The sequence below is a fragment of the Citrobacter sp. wls829 genome (assembly GCF_005280825.1).
Classification (GTDB): Bacteria; Pseudomonadota; Gammaproteobacteria; order Enterobacterales; family Enterobacteriaceae; genus Citrobacter; species Citrobacter gillenii.
In genome coordinates this window covers 46,710-65,790 of sequence record NZ_SZWP01000107.1, presented here as the reverse complement: position 1 = coordinate 65,790, position 19,081 = coordinate 46,710, and the positions used below count along the sequence as shown (strand labels likewise).

Genomic DNA, 19,081 nt, shown 5'->3' with positions numbered 1-19,081 from the left:
TTATTGGTGATACCAATACGACTTTAACTGCCTCAAATCAAAAATTGTCTCAGCAAGGTTAACTAAAATCCCTCTTCGTTAACATTTTTGCGCCCAGGCGGCGTAACTTTCAGGATAAATTATGGAGCTGCTGTGCCCTGCCGGAAATCTCCCGGCGCTTAAGGCGGCCATCGAGAACGGCGCTGATGCTGTGTACATCGGGCTAAAAGATGATACCAACGCCCGTCATTTCGCCGGCCTTAATTTTACCGAGAAAAAATTGCAGGAAGCGGTGAGTTTCGTCCATCAACATCGCCGTAAGCTGCACATCGCGATTAACACCTTTGCCCACCCGGATGGGTACGCTCGCTGGCAGCGTGCCGTGGATATGGCGGCACAACTGGGCGCGGATGCACTGATCCTCGCCGATCTCGCCATGCTTGAGTATGCCGCAGAACGCTACCCGCATATTGAGCGCCATGTCTCTGTTCAGGCATCGGCAACCAATGAAGAAGCGGTAAATTTCTATCACCGTAACTTTGACGTCGCGCGTGTGGTGCTGCCGCGCGTGCTGTCGATTCATCAGGTGAAACAACTCGCGCGCGTAACACCAGTTCCTTTGGAAGTGTTTGCCTTCGGCAGCCTGTGCATTATGGCGGAAGGCCGCTGCTATCTTTCGTCTTATCTGACGGGCGAATCCCCCAATACCGTCGGCGCGTGTTCCCCAGCCCGTTTTGTACGCTGGCAGCAGACCGCGCAGGGGCTGGAATCTCGCCTGAACGAAGTGCTGATTGACCGTTACCAGGATGGTGAAAACGCCGGATATCCCACGCTGTGTAAAGGGCGTTATCTGGTGGATGGCGAGCGCTATCATGCGCTGGAGGAGCCCACCAGCCTCAACACCTTAGAACTGCTACCTGACCTGCTGGCCGCCAATATTGCCTCGGTGAAAATCGAGGGGCGTCAGCGTAGCCCGGCCTATGTCAGCCAGGTGGCGAAAGTGTGGCGTCAGGCGATCGACCGCTGCAAAGCAGATCCGCAGAACTTCGTTCCGCAAAGCGCCTGGATGGAAACGCTCGGCTCTATGTCCGAAGGCACGCAGACCACACTTGGCGCGTATCACCGTAAATGGCAGTGAGAAAAGCAATGAAATATTCCTTAGGACCGGTGCTCTACTACTGGTCGAAAGAGACGCTGGAAGACTTTTATCAGCAGGCAGCCACCAGCCATGCCGACGTTATCTATCTTGGCGAAGCCGTGTGCAGCAAGCGCCGGGCGACCAAAGTGGGTGACTGGATCGACATGGCGAAGTCCCTCGCCGGGAGCGGTAAGCAGGTGGTCCTGTCCACGCTGGCACTGGTGCAGGCGTCATCTGAGCTGGGTGAGTTGAAACGCTATGTTGAAAACGGTGACTTTCTGCTGGAAGCCAGCGATCTCGGCGTGGTCAATATGTGCGCCGAACGTAAGCTGCCGTTCGTGGCCGGGCACGCACTCAACTGCTACAACGCCGTAACGCTGCGTATTCTGCTCAAGCAGGGCATGGTGCGCTGGTGTATGCCGGTTGAGCTGTCACGTGATTGGCTGGTGAACCTGCTTAACCAGTGTGACGAACTGGGTATTCGCGACCAGTTTGAAACCGAAGTACTGAGCTACGGGCATTTGCCGCTGGCCTACTCTGCCCGCTGCTTCACCGCACGCTCCGAAGATAAGCCTAAAGACGAGTGCGAAACCTGCTGCATCAAGTATCCCAACGGGCGTGATGTCCTGTCGCAGGAGAATCAGCAAGTGTTTGTCCTCAACGGTATTCAGACCATGAGCGGCTACGTCTACAACCTCGGTAATGAGCTGGCGTCCATGCAGGGGCTGGTTGATATTGTGCGCCTGTCCCCGTTGGGAACCGAGACATTCGCCATGCTGGATGCCTTCCGTGCCAACGAGAATGGTGATGCCCCGTTACCGCTTGCCCCCCACAGTGACTGCAACGGCTACTGGAAACGACTGGCAGGTCTGGAACTGCAGATGTGATTAATAGCTCACTTTGTTAACAACAATCGCTAGTCTTTAATGCAATATTAAAAGATTAACCGGTAACAAAGTGAGCCGTTATGACTGACAAAACCATTCCGTTCTCGGTGCTCGATCTGGCGCCGATCCCTGAAGGCTCCAGCGCAAAGCAGGCCTTCTCGCACTCTCGTGATCTCGCCCAACTGGCGGAAAAGCGCGGCTACCATCGCTACTGGCTGGCTGAACATCACAATATGACCGGCATCGCCAGTGCGGCAACCTCGGTGCTCATCGGTTATCTGGCGGCTAATACCACTACCCTGCATCTGGGTTCTGGCGGCGTGATGTTACCCAACCATTCCCCGCTAGTGATTGCCGAACAGTTTGGCACGCTGAATACGCTGTATCCGGGACGTATTGACCTCGGTCTGGGTCGAGCGCCGGGCAGCGATCAACCAACCATGCGCGCGCTGCGCCGCCATATGAGTGGTGATATCGATAACTTTCCCCGCGACGTAACAGAACTGGTGGACTGGTTTGACGCACGTGACCCGAATCCCCACGTGCGTCCGGTTCCCGGCTACGGAGAGCAAATCCCGGTCTGGCTGTTAGGCTCCAGTCTGTATAGCGCACAGCTGGCCGCTCAGCTTGGCCTGCCGTTTGCCTTCGCCTCCCACTTCGCCCCGGATATGCTGCACCAGGCGCTGCATCTTTATCGCACTCAGTTCAAACCCTCCACGCGTCTGGCAACACCGTATGCGATGGTATGCATCAACATCATCGCTGCCGACAGCAATCGCGACGCTGAGTTTCTCTTCACCTCTATGCAGCAGGCGTTTATGAAACTGCGTCGGGGTGAAACCGGACAACTCCCACCGCCGGTGGAGAATATGCATCAGCTGTGGTCCGCATCCGAGCAATATGGTGTACAGCAGGCATTAAGCATGTCGCTGGTGGGGGACAAAGCGAAAGTGCGTCACGGGCTGGAGTCAATCCTGCGTGAAACCCAGGCCGATGAGATTATGGTTAACGGGCAGATTTTTGACCATCAGGCACGCCTGCATTCGTTTGAGTTGGCGATGCAGGTGAAAGAGGAGTTGATTGGGTAGGTCTAGGTTGCCCGGTGGCGCTACGCTTACCGGGCCTACGGGTTCGAGTAGGCCGGATAAGGCGTAGCCGCCATCCGGCACGCTACTTACTGATACACCGGCAACAAATTAACGCTCGACAGGATATGGATAACCGCGTTGCCGACACCGAACACCAGAATCAGCGCAATCATCGGCTTGCCGCCCCAGACGCGGAATTTCGGGCTACCAAACCGCTTGCGGGATTTACGTGCCAGCAGCGCCGGCACAATGGCCGCCCAAATAGTGGCTGCGAGCCCTGCATAGCCAATGGCGTACAGGAAGCCGTTCGGCCACAGCAGGCCACCGACAATCGGTGGGACAAAGGTCAGTAAAGCGGTTTTCAAACGCCCCATTGCTGAGTCATCAAAACCAAACAGATCCGCCAGATAGTCGAACAGGCCCAGCGTCACGCCAAGGAACGAACTCGCCACGGCAAAGTTGGAGAACACCACCAGCAGCAGGTCCAGACTGCGGCTGTTCAGCACCCCACTCAGCGCCTGTACCAGTACATCAATGTTACCGCCCTGCTTAGCAATGCCAATGAATTCCGGGCGTGGAATATTGCCCATCGTCCCCAGCAACCATACGGTGTATAGCACCAGCGCCAGCAACGTGCCGTACACCAGGCACTTCACGATGGTCTTCGGATCTTTACCGTAATACTTCATCAGACTCGGTACGTTACCGTGATAACCAAAGGATGCCAGACAGAACGGCAGCGTCATCAGCAGATACGGTGTGTACGACGCATTGCTTTCTGCGACGTTAAACAGCGTGGTTGGGGATACATGTCCCATCAGGCTGCCGAAGGTCAGGAAGAAGGTGATCACCTTCGCACCCAGCACGATGGCCGTCATGCGGCTCACCGCTTTGGTACTCAACCACACCACAAACGCCACCAGTAGCGCGAAGCCAAACCCTGCCGCTCGCGCCGGGACGTTCAGCGACATCTCGGCAAACGTATGGTGCAGAATCGAGCCGCTCGCCGAGATATACGCATAGGTCAGGATATACAGTACGAACGCAATCGAGATGCCGTTGACAACGTTCCAGCCTTTGCCTAGCAGATCTTTGGTGATGGTATCGAAGCTCGAACCAATACGATAATTGAGGTTAGCCTCGAGGATCATCAGCCCGGAATGCAGCATGCAGAACCAGGTAAAGATCAGTGCCGCCATTGACCAGAAGAACCACGCCCCGGACATGACCACGGGCAGAGAAAACATCCCCGCGCCAATAATGGTGCCGCCGATAATCACCACGCCGCCAAGCAGCGATGGTGACGTTTGGGTGGTGGTTAGTGTTGCCATTTAGCCTGATCTCCAGTGTATTTACCCGTCATACTTCAAGCTGTAGATGCGTTGGCTGCACTCCGCCATCCCAGTCACTTACTTGAGTAAGCTCCTGGAATGTCCTCGTTTGCCGCCTTCCTACAACTCGAATTATTTAGGGTTAAAATTAGCTAATACAGTTCAATGCGCTGCACTGTACCAGTACACGAGTACAAAAGGAATAAAAAAAGCCCCGACTGTTAAGATCGGGGCTGTATATTTTACTTTACAGCTATGAAGCCAAGAGGCTTATGCGTCACCGCCGAAACGACGACGACCTGCGGAGTCATCACGACGCGGAGCGGAAGCATCGTCACGACGTGGAGCACGGCTGCCTTCACGACGTTCGCCACTGAAACGACGACCATCACCACGGCCACCTTCACGACGCTCGGTGCTGTTACCACGGTTTTCGCCACGGCCGCCTTCACGACGTTCGACGCTGAAACGACCACCGCCGCCGCCACGACGCTCACCACCGGTGTGCGGTACTGCATCGCCAACCAGCTGCATGTTCATCGGCTTGTTCAGGATGCGAGTACGGGTAAAGTGCTGCAGCACGTCGCCCGGCATACCTTTCGGCAGTTCGATGGTGGAGTGCGTACCGAACAGCTTGATGTTACCGATGTAACGGCTGCTGATGTCACCTTCGTTAGCGATAGCGCCAACGATATGACGTACTTCAACACCGTCATCACGACCCACTTCAATGCGGTACAGCTGCATATCGCCAACGTCACGACGTTCGCGCTTAGGACGGTCTTCACCACCGCGTTCCGGACGGTCACCACGCGGGCCACGATCGTTACGATCATTACGATCGCCACGTGGAGCACGTTCATCACGGTCGCGGAATTCGCGCTTAGGACGCATCGGTGCATCTGGTGGCACGATCAGCGGACGTTCACCCTGTGCCATTTTCAGCAGTGCTGCGGCCAGCGTTTCGATATCCAGCTCTTCTTCCGGCTGCATTTTCGCCAGCAGAGCACGGTACTGATCCAGATCGCTGCTTTCCAGCTGCTGCTGTACTTTCGCGGCGAATTTTTCCAGACGGCGTTTGCCCAGCAGATCTGCGTTCGGCAGTTCAACTTCCGGAATGGTCAGCTTCATGGTGCGTTCGATGTTACGCAGCAGACGACGCTCACGGTTCTCAACGAACAGCAGCGCACGGCCAGCACGACCCGCACGACCGGTACGGCCGATACGGTGAACGTAAGACTCGGAGTCCATCGGGATGTCATAGTTAACAACCAGGCTGATACGCTCAACGTCCAGGCCACGGGCCGCAACGTCGGTTGCAATCAGAATATCCAGACGGCCGTCTTTCAGACGTTCCAGAGTCTGCTCACGCAGGGACTGGTTCATGTCGCCGTTCAGTGCAGCGCTGCTATAGCCGCTACGCTCCAGCGCTTCTGCCACTTCCAGGGTCGCATTTTTGGTACGAACGAAGATAATCGCCGCATCAAAATCTTCTGCTTCCAGGAAACGCACCAGCGCTTCATTTTTACGCATGCCCCAGACAGTCCAGTAGCTCTGGCTGATGTCAGGACGCGTGGTGACGCTGGACTGAATGCGTACTTCCTGCGGCTCTTTCATAAAGCGGCGGGTAATACGGCGAATCGCTTCCGGCATGGTTGCAGAGAACAGAGCGGTCTGATGACCTTCCGGGATCTGCGCCATAATCGTTTCAACGTCTTCGATGAAGCCCATACGCAGCATTTCATCGGCTTCGTCCAGCACTAAACCGCTCAGTTTAGAGAGGTTCAGGGTACCGCGCTTCAGGTGATCCAGCAGACGACCCGGCGTACCGACGACGATCTGCGGGCCCTGACGCAGGGCACGTAACTGCACGTCATAACGCTGGCCGCCGTAAAGGGCTACCACGTTCACGCCGTGCATATGTTTAGAGAAATCCGTCATGGCTTCTGCAACCTGAACCGCCAGTTCGCGGGTCGGTGCCAGCACCAGAATCTGAGGTGCCTTCAGCTCAGGATCAAGATTGTTGAGCAGCGGTAAGGAGAACGCTGCAGTTTTGCCGCTACCGGTCTGGGCCATACCCAGAACATCGCGACCGCCCAGCAGATGCGGAATGCACTCTGCCTGGATTGGAGATGGTTTTTCGTAACCCAGATCGGTAAGGGCTTCAAGGATAGGAGCCTTCAGGCCCAGATCTGCAAAAGTGGTTTCGAATTCAGCCATGTAGTACGTGTGCCTCAAAATTAATGGCGGCCAGTCTACATAACTCATCATGAAATTGATCTGCAATTTTCATTGAAAAGTGTGAACCGGCTCAAAGTAGGTGTATTAACGAACAACAACGCCCTCACCGGTGAAGGTGATGGCAATCAAAAAAGATTACGGGCTGATGTGTACGTCAGCTATTGCTGGTCCGATTCTGCCAGGTCATCTTGGTCCTGGCCCAGGAGCGATAATTCCAACAATGCGTATCGGTGCTCAACAAAGTTATGAACGTTGTTAGCCACCGCCAGTTTGAACAATGCCGTAGCGTTGTCCAAATCCCCCAGACTTAGGTAGTACTTACCTAAATAGAAGTTGGTTTCACTGAGATGCTCAGCGAGCGAGGTGTTATCCGTTGCGTCCGCCTTCAGGCGCTCCATCAGCGTTGCTTCGCTAATGTTGCCCAGGTAGAACTCGACAATGTTCCATCCCCATTGCTCTTTATCCGATTTCTCGAAGCGCTGTATTAACGCTTCTTTAGCCTGCTTCTCATCGAGCTTCTGCTCGGCGAGATACAGCCACAGACTGCGGAATGGATCATTGGGATCGTCTTGATAAAACGCTAGCAGATCATCTTGCGCTAACTTGTCGCGACCGCCGTAATACAATGCGATACCGCGATTTAAGTGCGCGTAGTTGTAAGTTGGATCAAGCTCAAGTACAGAATCAAACGCTTCATAGGCAGCATCAAAATTGCCTGCCTGCGTTAAATATATACCTAAGTAATTGAATACTTCAGGCATATCTGGTCGGATTGCCAACGCTTGTGAAAAATCATTTCGCGCTAGTGCCCTCAGACCGAGACTATCATACAACACTCCGCGCTCATATAAAAGCTGTGCGCGTTCGTCATCGGTTAAAGCCCGACTGGCAAGAATTTGTTCCATACGTGCCAGAATCACTTCCTGCTGTAAAGTCGGTTGCAGTGGTACTGCGAGGACTTCACTCTTACGCCAGGCGGAATTACTGCATCCAGCCAGCGTGAGTGCTGTCGCAACGAAACACCAGCGCAAAAAAGGCTTCATTTCCCACTCCCGAAGACAACGATTGAATGAACGTCCTGTTCCCCGGTTGCTAACAAGGCTTCCTGCCGGGTTAAAGGCCCCCCGCTCACGCGGAGGGCAATGGCAACCTTACTCGCCGAGGCTTGCCGGTGCTTCCGGCGCAGCTGCTGGCTGAGACTGCTCAGTTGCTTCTTTAATGCTCAGACGTACGCGGCCCTGGCGATCAACTTCCAGAACTTTAACCGGTACTTCCTGACCCATCTGCAGGTAATCGGTCACTTTCTCTACGCGCTTGTCAGCGATCTGAGAGATGTGTACCAGACCTTCTTTACCGCCACCGATGGCAACGAATGCGCCAAAGTCAACGATACGGGTCACTTTACCATTGTAGATACGGCCAACTTCGATTTCTGCAGTAATCTCTTCGATACGACGGATAGCATATTTCGCTTTTTCACCGTCGGTCGCCGCGATCTTCACAGTACCATCATCTTCGATTTCGATGGTGGTGCCGGTTTCTTCGGTCAGAGCACGGATAACAGAACCGCCTTTACCGATAACGTCTTTGATTTTGTCCGGGCTGATCTTAATGGTGTGGATACGCGGAGCGAACTGAGAGATGTCGCCGCGCGGCGCATTGATCGCCTGTTCCATCACGCCCAGGATGTGCAGACGCGCACCTTTAGCCTGGTTCAAAGCAACCTGCATGATCTCTTTGGTGATACCTTCGATTTTGATATCCATCTGCAGTGCAGAGATACCATCGCGGGAACCCGCCACTTTAAAGTCCATGTCGCCCAGGTGATCTTCGTCACCCAGAATGTCAGACAGAACCACAAAGTTATCGCCTTCTTTCACCAAGCCCATCGCGATACCCGCAACAGCGGCTTTGATCGGCACGCCTGCGTCCATCAGTGCCAGAGAAGCACCGCACACGGAAGCCATGGAAGAAGAACCGTTGGATTCGGTGATTTCAGACACAACACGTACGGTGTACGGGAATTTGTCCAGTTCCGGCATAACTGCCAGCACGCCGCGTTTCGCCAGACGGCCGTGACCAATCTCACGACGCTTCGGAGAACCGACCATACCGGTTTCGCCTACGCAGTACGGAGGGAAGTTGTAGTGGAACAGGAAGTTGTCAGTACGCTCGCCCATCAGTTCGTCGAGGTTCTGCGCATCACGGGTGGTGCCCAGGGTCGCAGTAACCAGCGCCTGAGTTTCGCCACGGGTGAACAGTGCGGAACCGTGAGTACGCGGCAGTACGCCAGTACGCACGTCCAGACCACGGATCATGTCTTTTTCGCGGCCATCGATGCGCGGCTCGCCTGCCAGTACGCGGCTACGAACGACGTTTTTCTCGATAGCGTGCAGGATTTCACCCAGTTCGTTAGCGTCCAGGGTTTCGTCTTCTGCAACCAGCTGAGCGATGGTTTCAGATTTGATCACGTCAACCTGAGCATAACGCTCTTGCTTGTCGGTGATACGGTAAGCATCGCTCAAACGCGTTTCTGCCAGCGCGGCAACGCGTGCATTCAGCGCTTCGTTGACAGCTTCTGGCTGCCAGTCCCAACGCGGTTTGCCAGCGACTTTAACCAGCTCGTTGATTTCTTTGATAACAATCTGCTGCTGTTCGTGACCGAATACGACAGCGCCCAGCATCTGGTCTTCGCTCAGCAATTCAGCTTCGGATTCAACCATCAGTACGGCAGCTTCAGTACCGGCAACAACCAGGTCCAGCTTGCTTTCTTTCAGTTCGTCTTGAGTCGGGTTCAGTACATACTGGTCATTGATATAACCAACACGAGCAGAACCGATCGGGCCGTTGAACGGCAGACCAGACAGGGACAGCGCAGCGGATGCGCCGATCATTGCCACGATATCTGGGTTAACCTGCGGGTTAACGGAGACAACGGTCGCAATAACCTGAACTTCGTTGATGAAACCTTCCGGGAACAGCGGACGAACCGGGCGGTCAATCAGACGCGCGATCAGGGTTTCGCCTTCACTCGGACGGCCTTCACGACGGAAGAAACTACCCGGGATACGGCCAGCAGCGTAGGTACGCTCCTGATAGTTAACGGTCAGCGGGAAGAAATCCTGGCCTGGCTTGGTCTTTTTCTGACCAACAACGGTCACAAATACCGCGGTGTCATCCATGCTAACCATAACAGCAGCAGTAGCCTGACGTGCCATCATGCCGGTTTCCAGCGTTACGGTATGTTGGCCGTACTGGAATTTACGAACGATCGGATTAAGCAAAATAATATCCTTTCTCTTTTTTAACGGCGTATTTATACACGCCATCGTTAATACCCGACCTTCTGCGCATCCTCGCGACTAATGACAACCCTAACCCACGCGTATTGGGTAAAGCCTCTCATTAGCCGCGCGAACCTCTGCGACGGAAGATCATTCATAGCAACAATACATTAGTTTCCAGCGAATTGCTGCCATCTGCTGGAAAAAAGGGGCCATGAAGGCCCCCTCTTTCTGAAACTCGAAAGACTTAGCGACGCAGACCCAGACGCTCGATCAGCGCAGTGTAACGTGCAACATCTTTACGCTTCAGGTAGTCGAGCAGTTTACGACGCTGAGAAACCATACGCAGCAGACCACGACGGCTGTGGTGATCTTTTTTGTGTTCAGAGAAGTGACCCTGCAGGTGGTTAATCTGTGCAGTTAACAGAGCAACCTGAACATCGGTAGAACCGGTGTCGTTTGCATCACGACCAAACTCAGAAACAATTTTAGCTGTAGCTTCAGTACTTAGAGACATTTTAAAACTCCAAAGTGTTAAGAATGTAAGGACGCCGATCTCTAATTCAGCGATCCCAGTGTATACACTTCATCCTTCAAACTGCCTCTGCGTTGGCTGCGTCCGCTCACCTCAGTCACTTACTTCAGTAAGCTCCTGAGGATCCTCAGACTTGCCGCCTTGATGCAGCTCGAATGATTTTGTGTACACGCCGCGCGAACTGTTAAATAATTTACGCGACGTTAAGCGGCGGTATTCTACTCGCAGCGCCTGCTTATCGCAAGACAGAGAGCGCTATGCAGGATACTCAACCACCAGTCGACGAGGGGCGACACGACCTTCATCGTCGATCTCCCCCATGCCGATAAATTTGCCATCATCGCCTTCCGTCACGCGAACCAGCCCTTCCAGCGGCACGCCCGACGTACGTACCGGATTACCATTTTTAAAGTAAACCGATGATGTTAAAGGCAGATTAACAATGGGATAGTCCGATGCCGGACTGTCCATTGGCATCAGCAGCGGATCAAGTAATTCTGCCGCCGGAATGTTCTGCTGTTCAGCCTGTTCAACCAGGCTGTGCAGATGTTCCAGCGTGACCATGCGGTCTACCGGATACTTGCTGACCGTCAGACGACGCAGATACGTCACGTGCGCGCCGCATCCGAGCTTCTCGCCCAGATCGTCAACAATCGTGCGAATGTACGTGCCTTTGGAGCAATGGACTTCCAGCTCCAGTTCATTACCTTCGTGGCGAATAAACAGCAGTTCGTACACGGTAATCGGTCTGGATTCACGCGGGACCTCAATACCCTGACGCGCGTACTCGTACAGCTTTTTACCCTGATACTTCAGCGCTGAGTACATCGACGGGATCTGTTGGATGTCACCGCGAAACGTCTCCAGCGCGCTGGCAAGCTGTTCCGGGGTAAACGTCACCGGACGCTCCTGCACAATTTGCCCATCGGCATCAGAGGTATCAGTACGCTGTCCCAGGCGGGCCACCACGCGATAGCGTTTGTCAGAGTCCAGCAGGTACTGCGAAAACTTGGTCGCCTCTCCCAGGCAGATAGGCAGCATGCCTGTCGCCAGCGGATCCAGCGCACCGGTATGGCCGGCACGGTTGGCATTGTAGAGGCGTTTTACTTTTTGCAGCACGTCATTGCTGGACATGCCTTGCGGCTTATCCAGCAACAGGACGCCATGAATGTCGCGACCACGACGACGAGGACGACTCATTAGTCCTCCTTGCTGTCGTCCGCAGGATTCACACGACGTTCATCGTCATGCTTCACCACGCTGGTCACCAGGTTAGACATGCGCATCCCTTCGACCAACGAGTTGTCGTAGAAGAAAGTCAGTTCCGGCACGATACGCAGGCGCATGGCTTTACCCAGCAGAGAGCGGATGAAACCAGAGGCTTCCTGCAAGGCTTTAATACCGTTCTTCACGGCAGCTTCGTCCTGGTCATTCAGGAACGTCACGAACACTTTGGCATACGCCAGGTCACGAGACATCTCAACGCCGGACACGGTAGTCATCACGCCGACGCGCGGATCTTTGATTTCGCGTTGCAGGATGAGTGCGATCTCTTTTTGCATCTCCTGGGCCACGCGCTGCGGGCGACCAAATTCTTTCGCCATAATAAATTCTCCAGAATAAAGACAAAAAAGGGGCCATAAGCCCCTTTTTAAATTTCATTGCCGGGTGGCGCTTCGCTTACCCGGCCTACCTCAAATAAGCTTCTATGCCTTGAGCTGCCAACACAGCGGCAGCCCAAAAGACGACGAAAATTATGCGATGGTACGTTTGATCTCGATGATTTCGAACACTTCGATCATATCGCCAACGCGAACGTCGTTGTAGTTCTTAACGCCGATACCACATTCCATGCCGTTACGGACTTCGTTAACGTCATCTTTGAAGCGGCGCAGGGATTCCAGCTCGCCTTCATAGATAACCACGTTGTCACGCAGAACGCGGATTGGGTTGTGACGTTTAATCGTACCTTCGGTAACCATACAACCTGCGATGGCGCCAAATTTCGGTGATTTGAACACGTCACGTACTTCAGCCAGACCGATGATCTGCTGTTTCAGTTCCGGAGACAGCATGCCGCTCATCGCAGCTTTCACTTCGTCGATCAGGTGATAGATGACGGAGTAGTAACGCAGATCCAGGCTTTCAGATTCAATCACTTTACGTGCAGAGGCATCAGCACGAACGTTGAAGCCAACCAGAATCGCGTTGGATGCCGCAGCCAGCGTGGCGTCGGTTTCGGTGATACCACCTACGCCGGAACCGATGATCTTCACTTTCACTTCGTCGGTAGACAGTTTCAGCAAGGAATCGGAGATCGCTTCGACAGAACCCTGAACGTCAGCTTTCAGGACAACGTTCACTTCGTGAACTTCGCCTTCGGTCATGTTGGCGAACATGTTCTCGAGTTTAGATTTCTGCTGGCGAGCCAGTTTAACTTCACGGAATTTGCCCTGACGATACAGTGCAACTTCACGCGCTTTTTTCTCGTCACGTACGACGGTAACTTCGTCACCCGCAGCCGGAACGCCGGACAGACCCAGGATTTCAACTGGAATAGACGGACCTGCTTCCAGGACTTCCTGACCCAGTTCGTTACGCATTGCACGAACGCGGCCATACTCGAAGCCACACAGTACGATATCGCCCTTATTCAGGGTACCTTCACGAACCAGGACGGTAGCAACTGGGCCACGACCTTTGTCCAGGAAGGATTCGATTACCGCACCGCTTGCCATACCTTTACGAATCGCTTTCAGCTCCAGAACTTCAGCCTGCAGCAGGATAGCGTTCAACAGGTCATCAATACCGGTGCCTGCTTTCGCAGAAACAGGGATGAACTGAGATTCGCCGCCCCACTCTTCCGGCATAACGCCGTACTGAGACAGTTCGTTCTTAACGCGATCCATATCGGCTTCTGGCTTATCGATTTTGTTGACTGCAACAACCATCGGCACCTGCGCTGCTTTCGCATGCTGGATAGCTTCAATGGTCTGAGGCATCACGCCATCATCTGCTGCAACAACCAGAACAACGATATCTGTTGCCTGTGCACCACGAGCACGCATAGAGGTAAACGCGGCGTGCCCCGGGGTATCCAGGAAGGTGATCATACCGTTGTCAGTTTCAACGTGGTATGCACCAATGTGCTGGGTAATGCCGCCCGCTTCGCCAGAGGCGACTTTCGTTGAACGAATGTAGTCCAGCAGAGAGGTTTTACCGTGGTCAACGTGACCCATGATGGTCACAACCGGTGCACGCGGTTCAGCCGCTGCGCCAGTGTCACGGTCGCTCATTACCGCTTCTTCCAGCTCGTTTTCACGACGCAGGATAACTTTGTGGCCCATCTCTTCAGCAACCAACTGTGCGGTTTCCTGATCGATGACCTGGTTGATGGTGGCCATCGCACCCAGCTTCATCATCGCTTTGATGACCTGAGAACCTTTAACCGCCATCTTGTTCGCTAAGTCGCCAACGGTGATGGTTTCGCCAATCACAACGTCACGGTTAACGGCCTGAGCTGGCTTCTGGAAGCCTTGCTGCAGGGAAGAACCTTTACGCTTGCCACCTTTACCACCGCGACCAGCAGCACGTGCTTCTTCGCGATCGGCTTTAGATTCAGCGTGCTTATTGCCTTTCTTCTGAGGACGAGCAGCTTTCGTCGCAGTACGCGTACGGCCACGGCCGCCTTCTACTTCGCGATCGTTTTCGTCTTCTGCCTGGCGAGCATGCTGAGAAGTGGTGACGTGATAATCGGTCTTATCCTCTTCACCTTTTGCTTTCTCTTGTTCTGCCCAAACACCGGCATTTTCTTCCGCCATACGACGGGCTTCTTCAGCCACACGGCGAGCTTCTTCTTCAAGCTTGCGACGCGCTTCTTCTTCCGCTTTACGCTTCAGTTCTGCGGCTTCATTTTCACGGCGGGCTTTTTCGGCCTGGGCGGTTTTAGTCATATCGTCGGTCTGTTGATTGCTCACTTTGTCTTTTTCCGCAGCTTCACGTTTCGCTTTATCAGCGGCTTCACGTTTAGCTTGTTCTGCGGCCTCACGTTCGGCTTTTTGTTGCGCCTCGCGTTTAGCAGTTTCTTCTGCCTCACGACGGGCTTGCTCTTCCGCTTCACGCTGCGCCTGCTCTTCCGCGGCAAGGCGTTCTGCCTCTTGCGGATCGCGTTTCACAAAGGTGCGTGTCTTGCGGACTTCGATTTGTACCGATTTACTTTTTCCACCGGTACCAGGAATATTGAGAGTACTGCGCGTTTTACGCTGCAATGTCAACTTATCTGGTGCAGAGCCGTTCTCACGGTTCAGGTGCGCCAGTAAGGTTTGCTTCTCTTGTGCGGACACAGAGTCGTCAGCAGACTTCGGGATACCTGCATCAGCAAATTGCTGTACCAGGCGATCCACGGAGGTCTGTATCTCTGCAGCCAGCGTTTTTACGGTTACATCTGTCATACTGTTCCTTCCTGCTACAGTTTATTACGCTTCGTCGCCGAACCAGCAAATATTACGGGCAGCCATAATCAGCTCACCGGCTTTTTCGTCGGTCAACCCTTCGATATCAGCCAGATCATCAATGCCCTGTTCAGCGAGATCTTCCAGCGTACAAACACCACGGGCAGCCAGTTTGAAGGCCATATCACGATCTAATCCTTCCAGATTCAGCAGATCGTCAGCCGGTTTGTTATCACCGAGGCTTTCTTCCTGGGCCAGTGCCAGAGTGGTCAGTGCGTTTTTAGCACGCTCGCGCAGCGCTTCAACGGTTGCTTCATCCAGGCCGTCGATTGCCAGAAGCTCTTTCATTGGCACGTAGGCCAGCTCTTCCAGCGTAGCAAAACCTTCTTCTACCAGAACCGTCGCGAAATCTTCATCGATATCGAGATATTTGGTGAAGGTATCAATAGCAGCATGCGCTTCAGCCTGATGCTTAGCCTGCAGGTCATCAACGGTCATTACGTTGAGTTCCCAACCGCTCAATTGTGAAGCCAGGCGGACGTTCTGACCATTACGTCCAATCGCCTGAGCCAGGTTACCGGCTTCAACCGCGATATCCATGGTGTGTTTATCTTCATCCACCACGATAGACGCGACGTCTGCAGGCGCCATTGCGTTGATCACGAACTGTGCCGGGTTATCATCCCACAGGACGATATCGATACGTTCGCCGCCCAGTTCGGTAGAAACCGCCTGAACGCGTGCACCGCGCATACCTACGCAAGCACCCACCGGATCGATACGCTTATCGTTGGTTTTCACCGCGATTTTCGCACGAGAACCCGGATCGCGAGCCGCCGCTTTAATTTCAATCACTTCTTCGCCAATTTCTGGCACTTCAATGCGGAACAGTTCAATCAGCATTTCCGGTTTGGAACGCGTCACAAACAGTTGCGCGCCGCGTGCTTCCGGGCGAACGGAGTACAGAACACCACGGATACGGTCACCCGGGCGGAAGTTTTCACGCGGCAGCATGTCTTCACGCAGGATCACGGCTTCAGCATTACTGCCGAGGTCCAGCGCAATGTTGTCACGGTTAACTTTCTTCACCACACCGGTGACGATCTCACCTTCGTGCTCGCGGAATTGATCAACAACCATCGCACGTTCAGCTTCACGTACTTTCTGTACGATAACCTGTTTCGCCGTCTGGGTGGTGATACGGTCAAAGGTGACTGATTCAATCTGGTCTTCAACGTATTCACCCACGTTCAGACTCTCGTCTTCGTAACGTGCGGCTTCCAGAGTAATTTCTTTGGTTGGCTGAGTGACTTCTTCCACAATTACCCAACGGCGGAAGGTATCGAAATCACCGCTTTTACGATCGATTTCTACGCGAACGTCGATCTCTTGTTCGTATTTTTTCTTTGTTGCTGTAGCCAGCGCACTTTCCAGCGCTTCAAAAATTTTCTCGCGTGGCAGCGATTTTTCATTGGATACGGCTTCAACAACAGCCAAAATTTCTTTGTTCATCGCGGGCTTTTCACCTCAATCCAGACTGTTAAAAGTGGGGAACCAGGTTCGCCTTCTGGATATTACTCAGCGCGAACACTTCATCTTTACCGTCGACTGTGACAGTGATCATCTCACCATCCACCGCTTTGATAACGCCCTGCCATTTACGGCGATTTTGTACCGCCATACGAAGAACCAGCGTGACTTCTTCACCCAGGAAACGTACGTAGTGTTCAGCCGTGAACATAGGACGATCGAGACCCGGTGAGGAGACTTCCAGGTTATAAGCAACGGTGATCGGATCTTCAACGTCCATCACGGCGCTAACCTGGTGGCTCACATCAGCACAATCATCAACATTGATGCCATCTTCACTATCAATATAGATGCGCAGTGTGGATGTGCGACCACGAATAAATTCGATGCCGACCAGCTCGTAGCCCAAGGCTTCAACTGGTGCTTTAATCATCTCTGTTAATTTTTGCTCTAATGTGGACAAGCCCACCCCCAAGACATAAAAAAAGGGCCTAAAGCCCAGTTATTCTGTAATCAGATAACAAAAAACCCCGATAAATCGGGGCTTTAGATAACTGAACCCTATAACCGCACCTGCGGTTCGGAGAACCTTCCGAAAGAATTTTTTTTCAAATCCAGCTACGAAGGCCTAAGTCTTCACAGTATATTTGAAAAAGAACTCTAAGGGAAAGTGGTTGCGGGGGCCGGATTTGAACCGACGACCTTCGGGTTATGAGCCCGACGAGCTACCAGGCTGCTCCACCCCGCGCCTGAAACGTGGCAAATTTTACTCGCTTTGGGTAAAAAATGCAAATACTGCTGGGATTTGGTACCGAGGACGGGACGTAAAATCTGCGCACAGTATATTGATTTTCTATCCCTTATGTCAACCTTGTTACTACTATGCAAATGAATGAATGCCAGCCTGCGCAAATTTAGCAAAGTGCAACAAAGATAAATCTGCCTTCAACGCCGTTATTTAACGAAATTATCACTAAACTCTTCCTGTCACCGTTAAAAGGTGATTAAATGAAAACTCATTTATTTTGCATAAAAATGCACTTAACATAAAAAACCGACCTCTTCACCAGTCTATCAAGCAGGGTTTTATTTTATGACGACGATTCTCAAGCATCTCCCGGTAGGTCAACGTATTGGTATCGCTTTTTCCGGCGGCCTGGACACCAGTGCTGCACTGCTGTGGATGCGACAAAAAGGGGCTGTCCCATATGCATATACTGCGAATTTGGGACAACCGGATGAGGATGACTATGACGCCATCCCTCGCCGTGCAATGGAATATGGTGCTGAGAACGCTCGCCTGGTTGATTGCCGCAAGCAACTGGTTGCCGAAGGGATCGCAGCGATTCAATGTGGTGCATTCCATAATACCACCGGCGGACTGACCTATTTCAACACCACGCCACTAGGCCGCGCGGTGACCGGCACCATGTTGGTGGCCGCCATGAAAGATGACGGTGTGAATATCTGGGGTGACGGCAGTACCTATAAAGGCAATGATATTGAGCGTTTCTATCGTTACGGTCTGCTGACCAATGCCGAACTGCAGATTTACAAACCATGGCTGGACACTGACTTCATTGACGAACTCGGCGGTCGCCATGAGATGTCTGAATTTATGATCGCCTGCGGTTTCGACTACAAAATGTCTGTCGAAAAAGCGTATTCCACTGACTCCAACATGCTCGGCGCTACGCACGAAGCGAAAGATCTGGAATTCCTTAACTCCAGCCTGAAGATCGTTAACCCGATTATGGGCGTCAAGTTCTGGGATGAAAGCGTGAAGATCCCGGCGGAAGAAGTAACCGTACGTTTTGAGCAGGGACATCCAGTTGCGCTGAACGGCAAAACCTTCAGCGACGATGTTGAGATGATGATGGAAGCCAACCGCATTGGCGGCCGTCATGGTCTGGGCATGAGCGATCAAATTGAAAACCGTATTATCGAGGCGAAAAGCCGTGGTATTTACGAAGCCCCGGGAATGGCGCTGCTGCATATCGCTTACGAGCGTCTGCTGACCGGTATTCACAATGAAGATACCATTGAGCAGTATCACGCTCACGGCCGCCAACTGGGTCGTCTGCTGTACCAGGGTCGCTGGTTTGACTCCCAGGCGCTAATGCTGCGTGACGGTCTGCAACGTTGGGTTGCGAGCCAAATCACCGGCGAAGTTACGCTGGAGCTGCGTCGCGGTAACGACTATTCCATTATGAATACCGTCTCCGACAACCTGACCTACAAGCCAGAACGTCTGACCATGGAGAAAGGGGATTCCGTCTTCTCACCGGACGATCGTATCGGTCAGTTGACTATGCGTAACCTGGATATTACCGATACCCGCGAGAAGCTGTTCGGCTACGCCCAGTCGGGCCTGCTGACCGCCTCTTCCGCCACCGGTCTGCCGCAGGTAGAGAATCTGGAAAACAAAGCGAAGTAATCGCCAACAGAAATGACAAAAGCCGCGCAAGCGGCTTTTTTATGCGCGGAATTTAAGGCGTGTAGCCGCCATCCGACAATTTGCAGGACATGCCTGATAGCGCTATCGCTTATCAGGCCTACGTGCTACTACGCACACCTACGGATCACAACATACAGACGAAAAAAAGACGCTTTTCAG

15 protein-coding genes and 1 tRNA gene are annotated in these 19,081 nt (G+C 53.2%); 4 read left to right on the top strand and 12 right to left on the bottom strand.

Features of this window, described 5'->3' with window-relative positions; all coding sequences use genetic code 11:
- Positions 1 to 121: 121 nt before the first annotated feature.
- The 3 genes from FDW88_RS22090 to FDW88_RS22080 all read left to right on the top strand — a co-directional run bounded on the left by FDW88_RS22090 (position 122) and on the right by FDW88_RS22080 (position 3,092).
- A complete protein-coding gene (locus tag FDW88_RS22090) occupies positions 122 to 1,117 on the top strand; it encodes a peptidase U32 family protein (protein WP_096755542.1) in 996 nt (331 codons plus the stop codon).
- A gap of 8 nt (positions 1,118 to 1,125) precedes the next feature.
- Positions 1,126 to 2,004, top strand: a complete 879-nt coding sequence (locus tag FDW88_RS22085) for a U32 family peptidase (RefSeq protein ID WP_096755541.1) — start codon at positions 1,126 to 1,128, stop codon at positions 2,002 to 2,004.
- A gap of 80 nt (positions 2,005 to 2,084) precedes the next feature.
- Positions 2,085 to 3,092 carry a luciferase-like monooxygenase gene (locus tag FDW88_RS22080; protein WP_137363365.1) on the top strand — a complete coding sequence of 336 codons (1,008 nt, stop codon included), beginning with the start codon at positions 2,085 to 2,087 and terminating at the stop codon, positions 3,090 to 3,092.
- 86 nt (positions 3,093 to 3,178) lie between these two features.
- Here FDW88_RS22080 and mtr read toward each other — a convergent pair whose 3' ends face one another.
- From mtr to FDW88_RS22020, 12 genes are all read right to left on the bottom strand, one after another.
- Positions 3,179 to 4,423, bottom strand: a complete 1,245-nt coding sequence (gene mtr / locus FDW88_RS22075; RefSeq protein WP_096755539.1) for a tryptophan permease — start codon at positions 4,421 to 4,423, stop codon at positions 3,179 to 3,181.
- Between the two features lie 270 nt (positions 4,424 to 4,693).
- Positions 4,694 to 6,643 (bottom strand): DEAD/DEAH family ATP-dependent RNA helicase, encoded by a 1,950-nt coding sequence (locus FDW88_RS22070; RefSeq protein WP_137363364.1) that lies wholly within the window; start codon positions 6,641 to 6,643, stop codon positions 4,694 to 4,696.
- Positions 6,636 to 6,716 (bottom strand): protein YrbN, encoded by an 81-nt coding sequence (yrbN, locus tag FDW88_RS22065; RefSeq protein ID WP_010723222.1) that lies wholly within the window; start codon positions 6,714 to 6,716, stop codon positions 6,636 to 6,638. The genes FDW88_RS22070 and yrbN overlap by 8 nt, the downstream gene beginning before the upstream one ends.
- 106 nt (positions 6,717 to 6,822) lie before the next feature.
- Positions 6,823 to 7,707 (bottom strand): lipoprotein NlpI, encoded by an 885-nt coding sequence (nlpI, locus tag FDW88_RS22060; RefSeq protein ID WP_096755537.1) that lies wholly within the window; start codon positions 7,705 to 7,707, stop codon positions 6,823 to 6,825.
- A gap of 108 nt (positions 7,708 to 7,815) precedes the next feature.
- Positions 7,816 to 9,948, bottom strand: coding sequence for a polyribonucleotide nucleotidyltransferase (gene pnp, locus FDW88_RS22055; protein WP_096755536.1), 2,133 nt, complete (start codon positions 9,946 to 9,948; stop codon positions 7,816 to 7,818).
- Positions 9,949 to 10,195: 247 nt separating this feature from the next.
- Entirely contained in the window at positions 10,196 to 10,465 is a 270-nt protein-coding gene (rpsO, locus tag FDW88_RS22050) for a 30S ribosomal protein S15 (protein WP_096755535.1), read from the bottom strand.
- Between the two features lie 273 nt (positions 10,466 to 10,738).
- Complete coding sequence (gene truB, locus FDW88_RS22045; protein ID WP_096755534.1) at positions 10,739 to 11,683, bottom strand: tRNA pseudouridine(55) synthase TruB; 945 nt, start codon at positions 11,681 to 11,683, stop codon at positions 10,739 to 10,741.
- A complete protein-coding gene (gene rbfA, locus FDW88_RS22040) occupies positions 11,683 to 12,087 on the bottom strand; it encodes a 30S ribosome-binding factor RbfA (protein WP_096755533.1) in 405 nt (134 codons plus the stop codon). The genes truB and rbfA overlap by 1 nt, the downstream gene beginning before the upstream one ends.
- 150 nt (positions 12,088 to 12,237) lie before the next feature.
- The gene (infB, locus tag FDW88_RS22035; protein WP_096755532.1) at positions 12,238 to 14,934 is read right to left on the bottom strand and encodes a translation initiation factor IF-2; all 2,697 of its coding nucleotides are present in this window, start codon (positions 14,932 to 14,934) and stop codon (positions 12,238 to 12,240) included.
- Between the two features lie 24 nt (positions 14,935 to 14,958).
- Positions 14,959 to 16,446, bottom strand: a complete 1,488-nt coding sequence (gene nusA / locus FDW88_RS22030; RefSeq protein ID WP_096755531.1) for a transcription termination factor NusA — start codon at positions 16,444 to 16,446, stop codon at positions 14,959 to 14,961.
- 28 nt (positions 16,447 to 16,474) lie between these two features.
- A complete protein-coding gene (gene rimP / locus FDW88_RS22025) occupies positions 16,475 to 16,927 on the bottom strand; it encodes a ribosome maturation factor RimP (protein WP_135911333.1) in 453 nt (150 codons plus the stop codon).
- Between the two features lie 208 nt (positions 16,928 to 17,135).
- Positions 17,136 to 17,212: transfer RNA gene (locus FDW88_RS22020), tRNA-Met, on the bottom strand.
- Positions 17,213 to 17,557: 345 nt separating this feature from the next.
- Between FDW88_RS22020 and argG the strand changes: the two genes are divergently transcribed.
- A complete protein-coding gene (argG, locus tag FDW88_RS22015; RefSeq protein ID WP_115257395.1) occupies positions 17,558 to 18,901 on the top strand; it encodes an argininosuccinate synthase in 1,344 nt (447 codons plus the stop codon).
- Positions 18,902 to 19,081 lie beyond the last annotated feature (180 nt).

Coding starts and splice junctions, on each gene's coding strand:
- FDW88_RS22070 (WP_137363364.1), bottom strand. CDS start 6,643: ATGGCTGAATTCGAAACCACTTTTGCAGATCTGGGCCTGAAGGCTCCT.
- rpsO (WP_096755535.1), bottom strand. CDS start 10,465: ATGTCTCTAAGTACTGAAGCTACAGCTAAAATTGTTTCTGAGTTTGGT.
- argG (WP_115257395.1), top strand. CDS start 17,558: ATGACGACGATTCTCAAGCATCTCCCGGTAGGTCAACGTATTGGTATC.
- yrbN (WP_010723222.1), bottom strand. CDS start 6,716: ATGAAAATTGCAGATCAATTTCATGATGAGTTATGTAGACTGGCCGCC.
- infB (WP_096755532.1), bottom strand. CDS start 14,934: ATGACAGATGTAACCGTAAAAACGCTGGCTGCAGAGATACAGACCTCC.
- nusA (WP_096755531.1), bottom strand. CDS start 16,446: ATGAACAAAGAAATTTTGGCTGTTGTTGAAGCCGTATCCAATGAAAAA.
- rbfA (WP_096755533.1), bottom strand. CDS start 12,087: ATGGCGAAAGAATTTGGTCGCCCGCAGCGCGTGGCCCAGGAGATGCAA.
- FDW88_RS22090 (WP_096755542.1), top strand. CDS start 122: ATGGAGCTGCTGTGCCCTGCCGGAAATCTCCCGGCGCTTAAGGCGGCC.
- FDW88_RS22080 (WP_137363365.1), top strand. CDS start 2,085: ATGACTGACAAAACCATTCCGTTCTCGGTGCTCGATCTGGCGCCGATC.
- mtr (WP_096755539.1), bottom strand. CDS start 4,423: ATGGCAACACTAACCACCACCCAAACGTCACCATCGCTGCTTGGCGGC.
- truB (WP_096755534.1), bottom strand. CDS start 11,683: ATGAGTCGTCCTCGTCGTCGTGGTCGCGACATTCATGGCGTCCTGTTG.
- nlpI (WP_096755537.1), bottom strand. CDS start 7,707: ATGAAGCCTTTTTTGCGCTGGTGTTTCGTTGCGACAGCACTCACGCTG.
- FDW88_RS22085 (WP_096755541.1), top strand. CDS start 1,126: ATGAAATATTCCTTAGGACCGGTGCTCTACTACTGGTCGAAAGAGACG.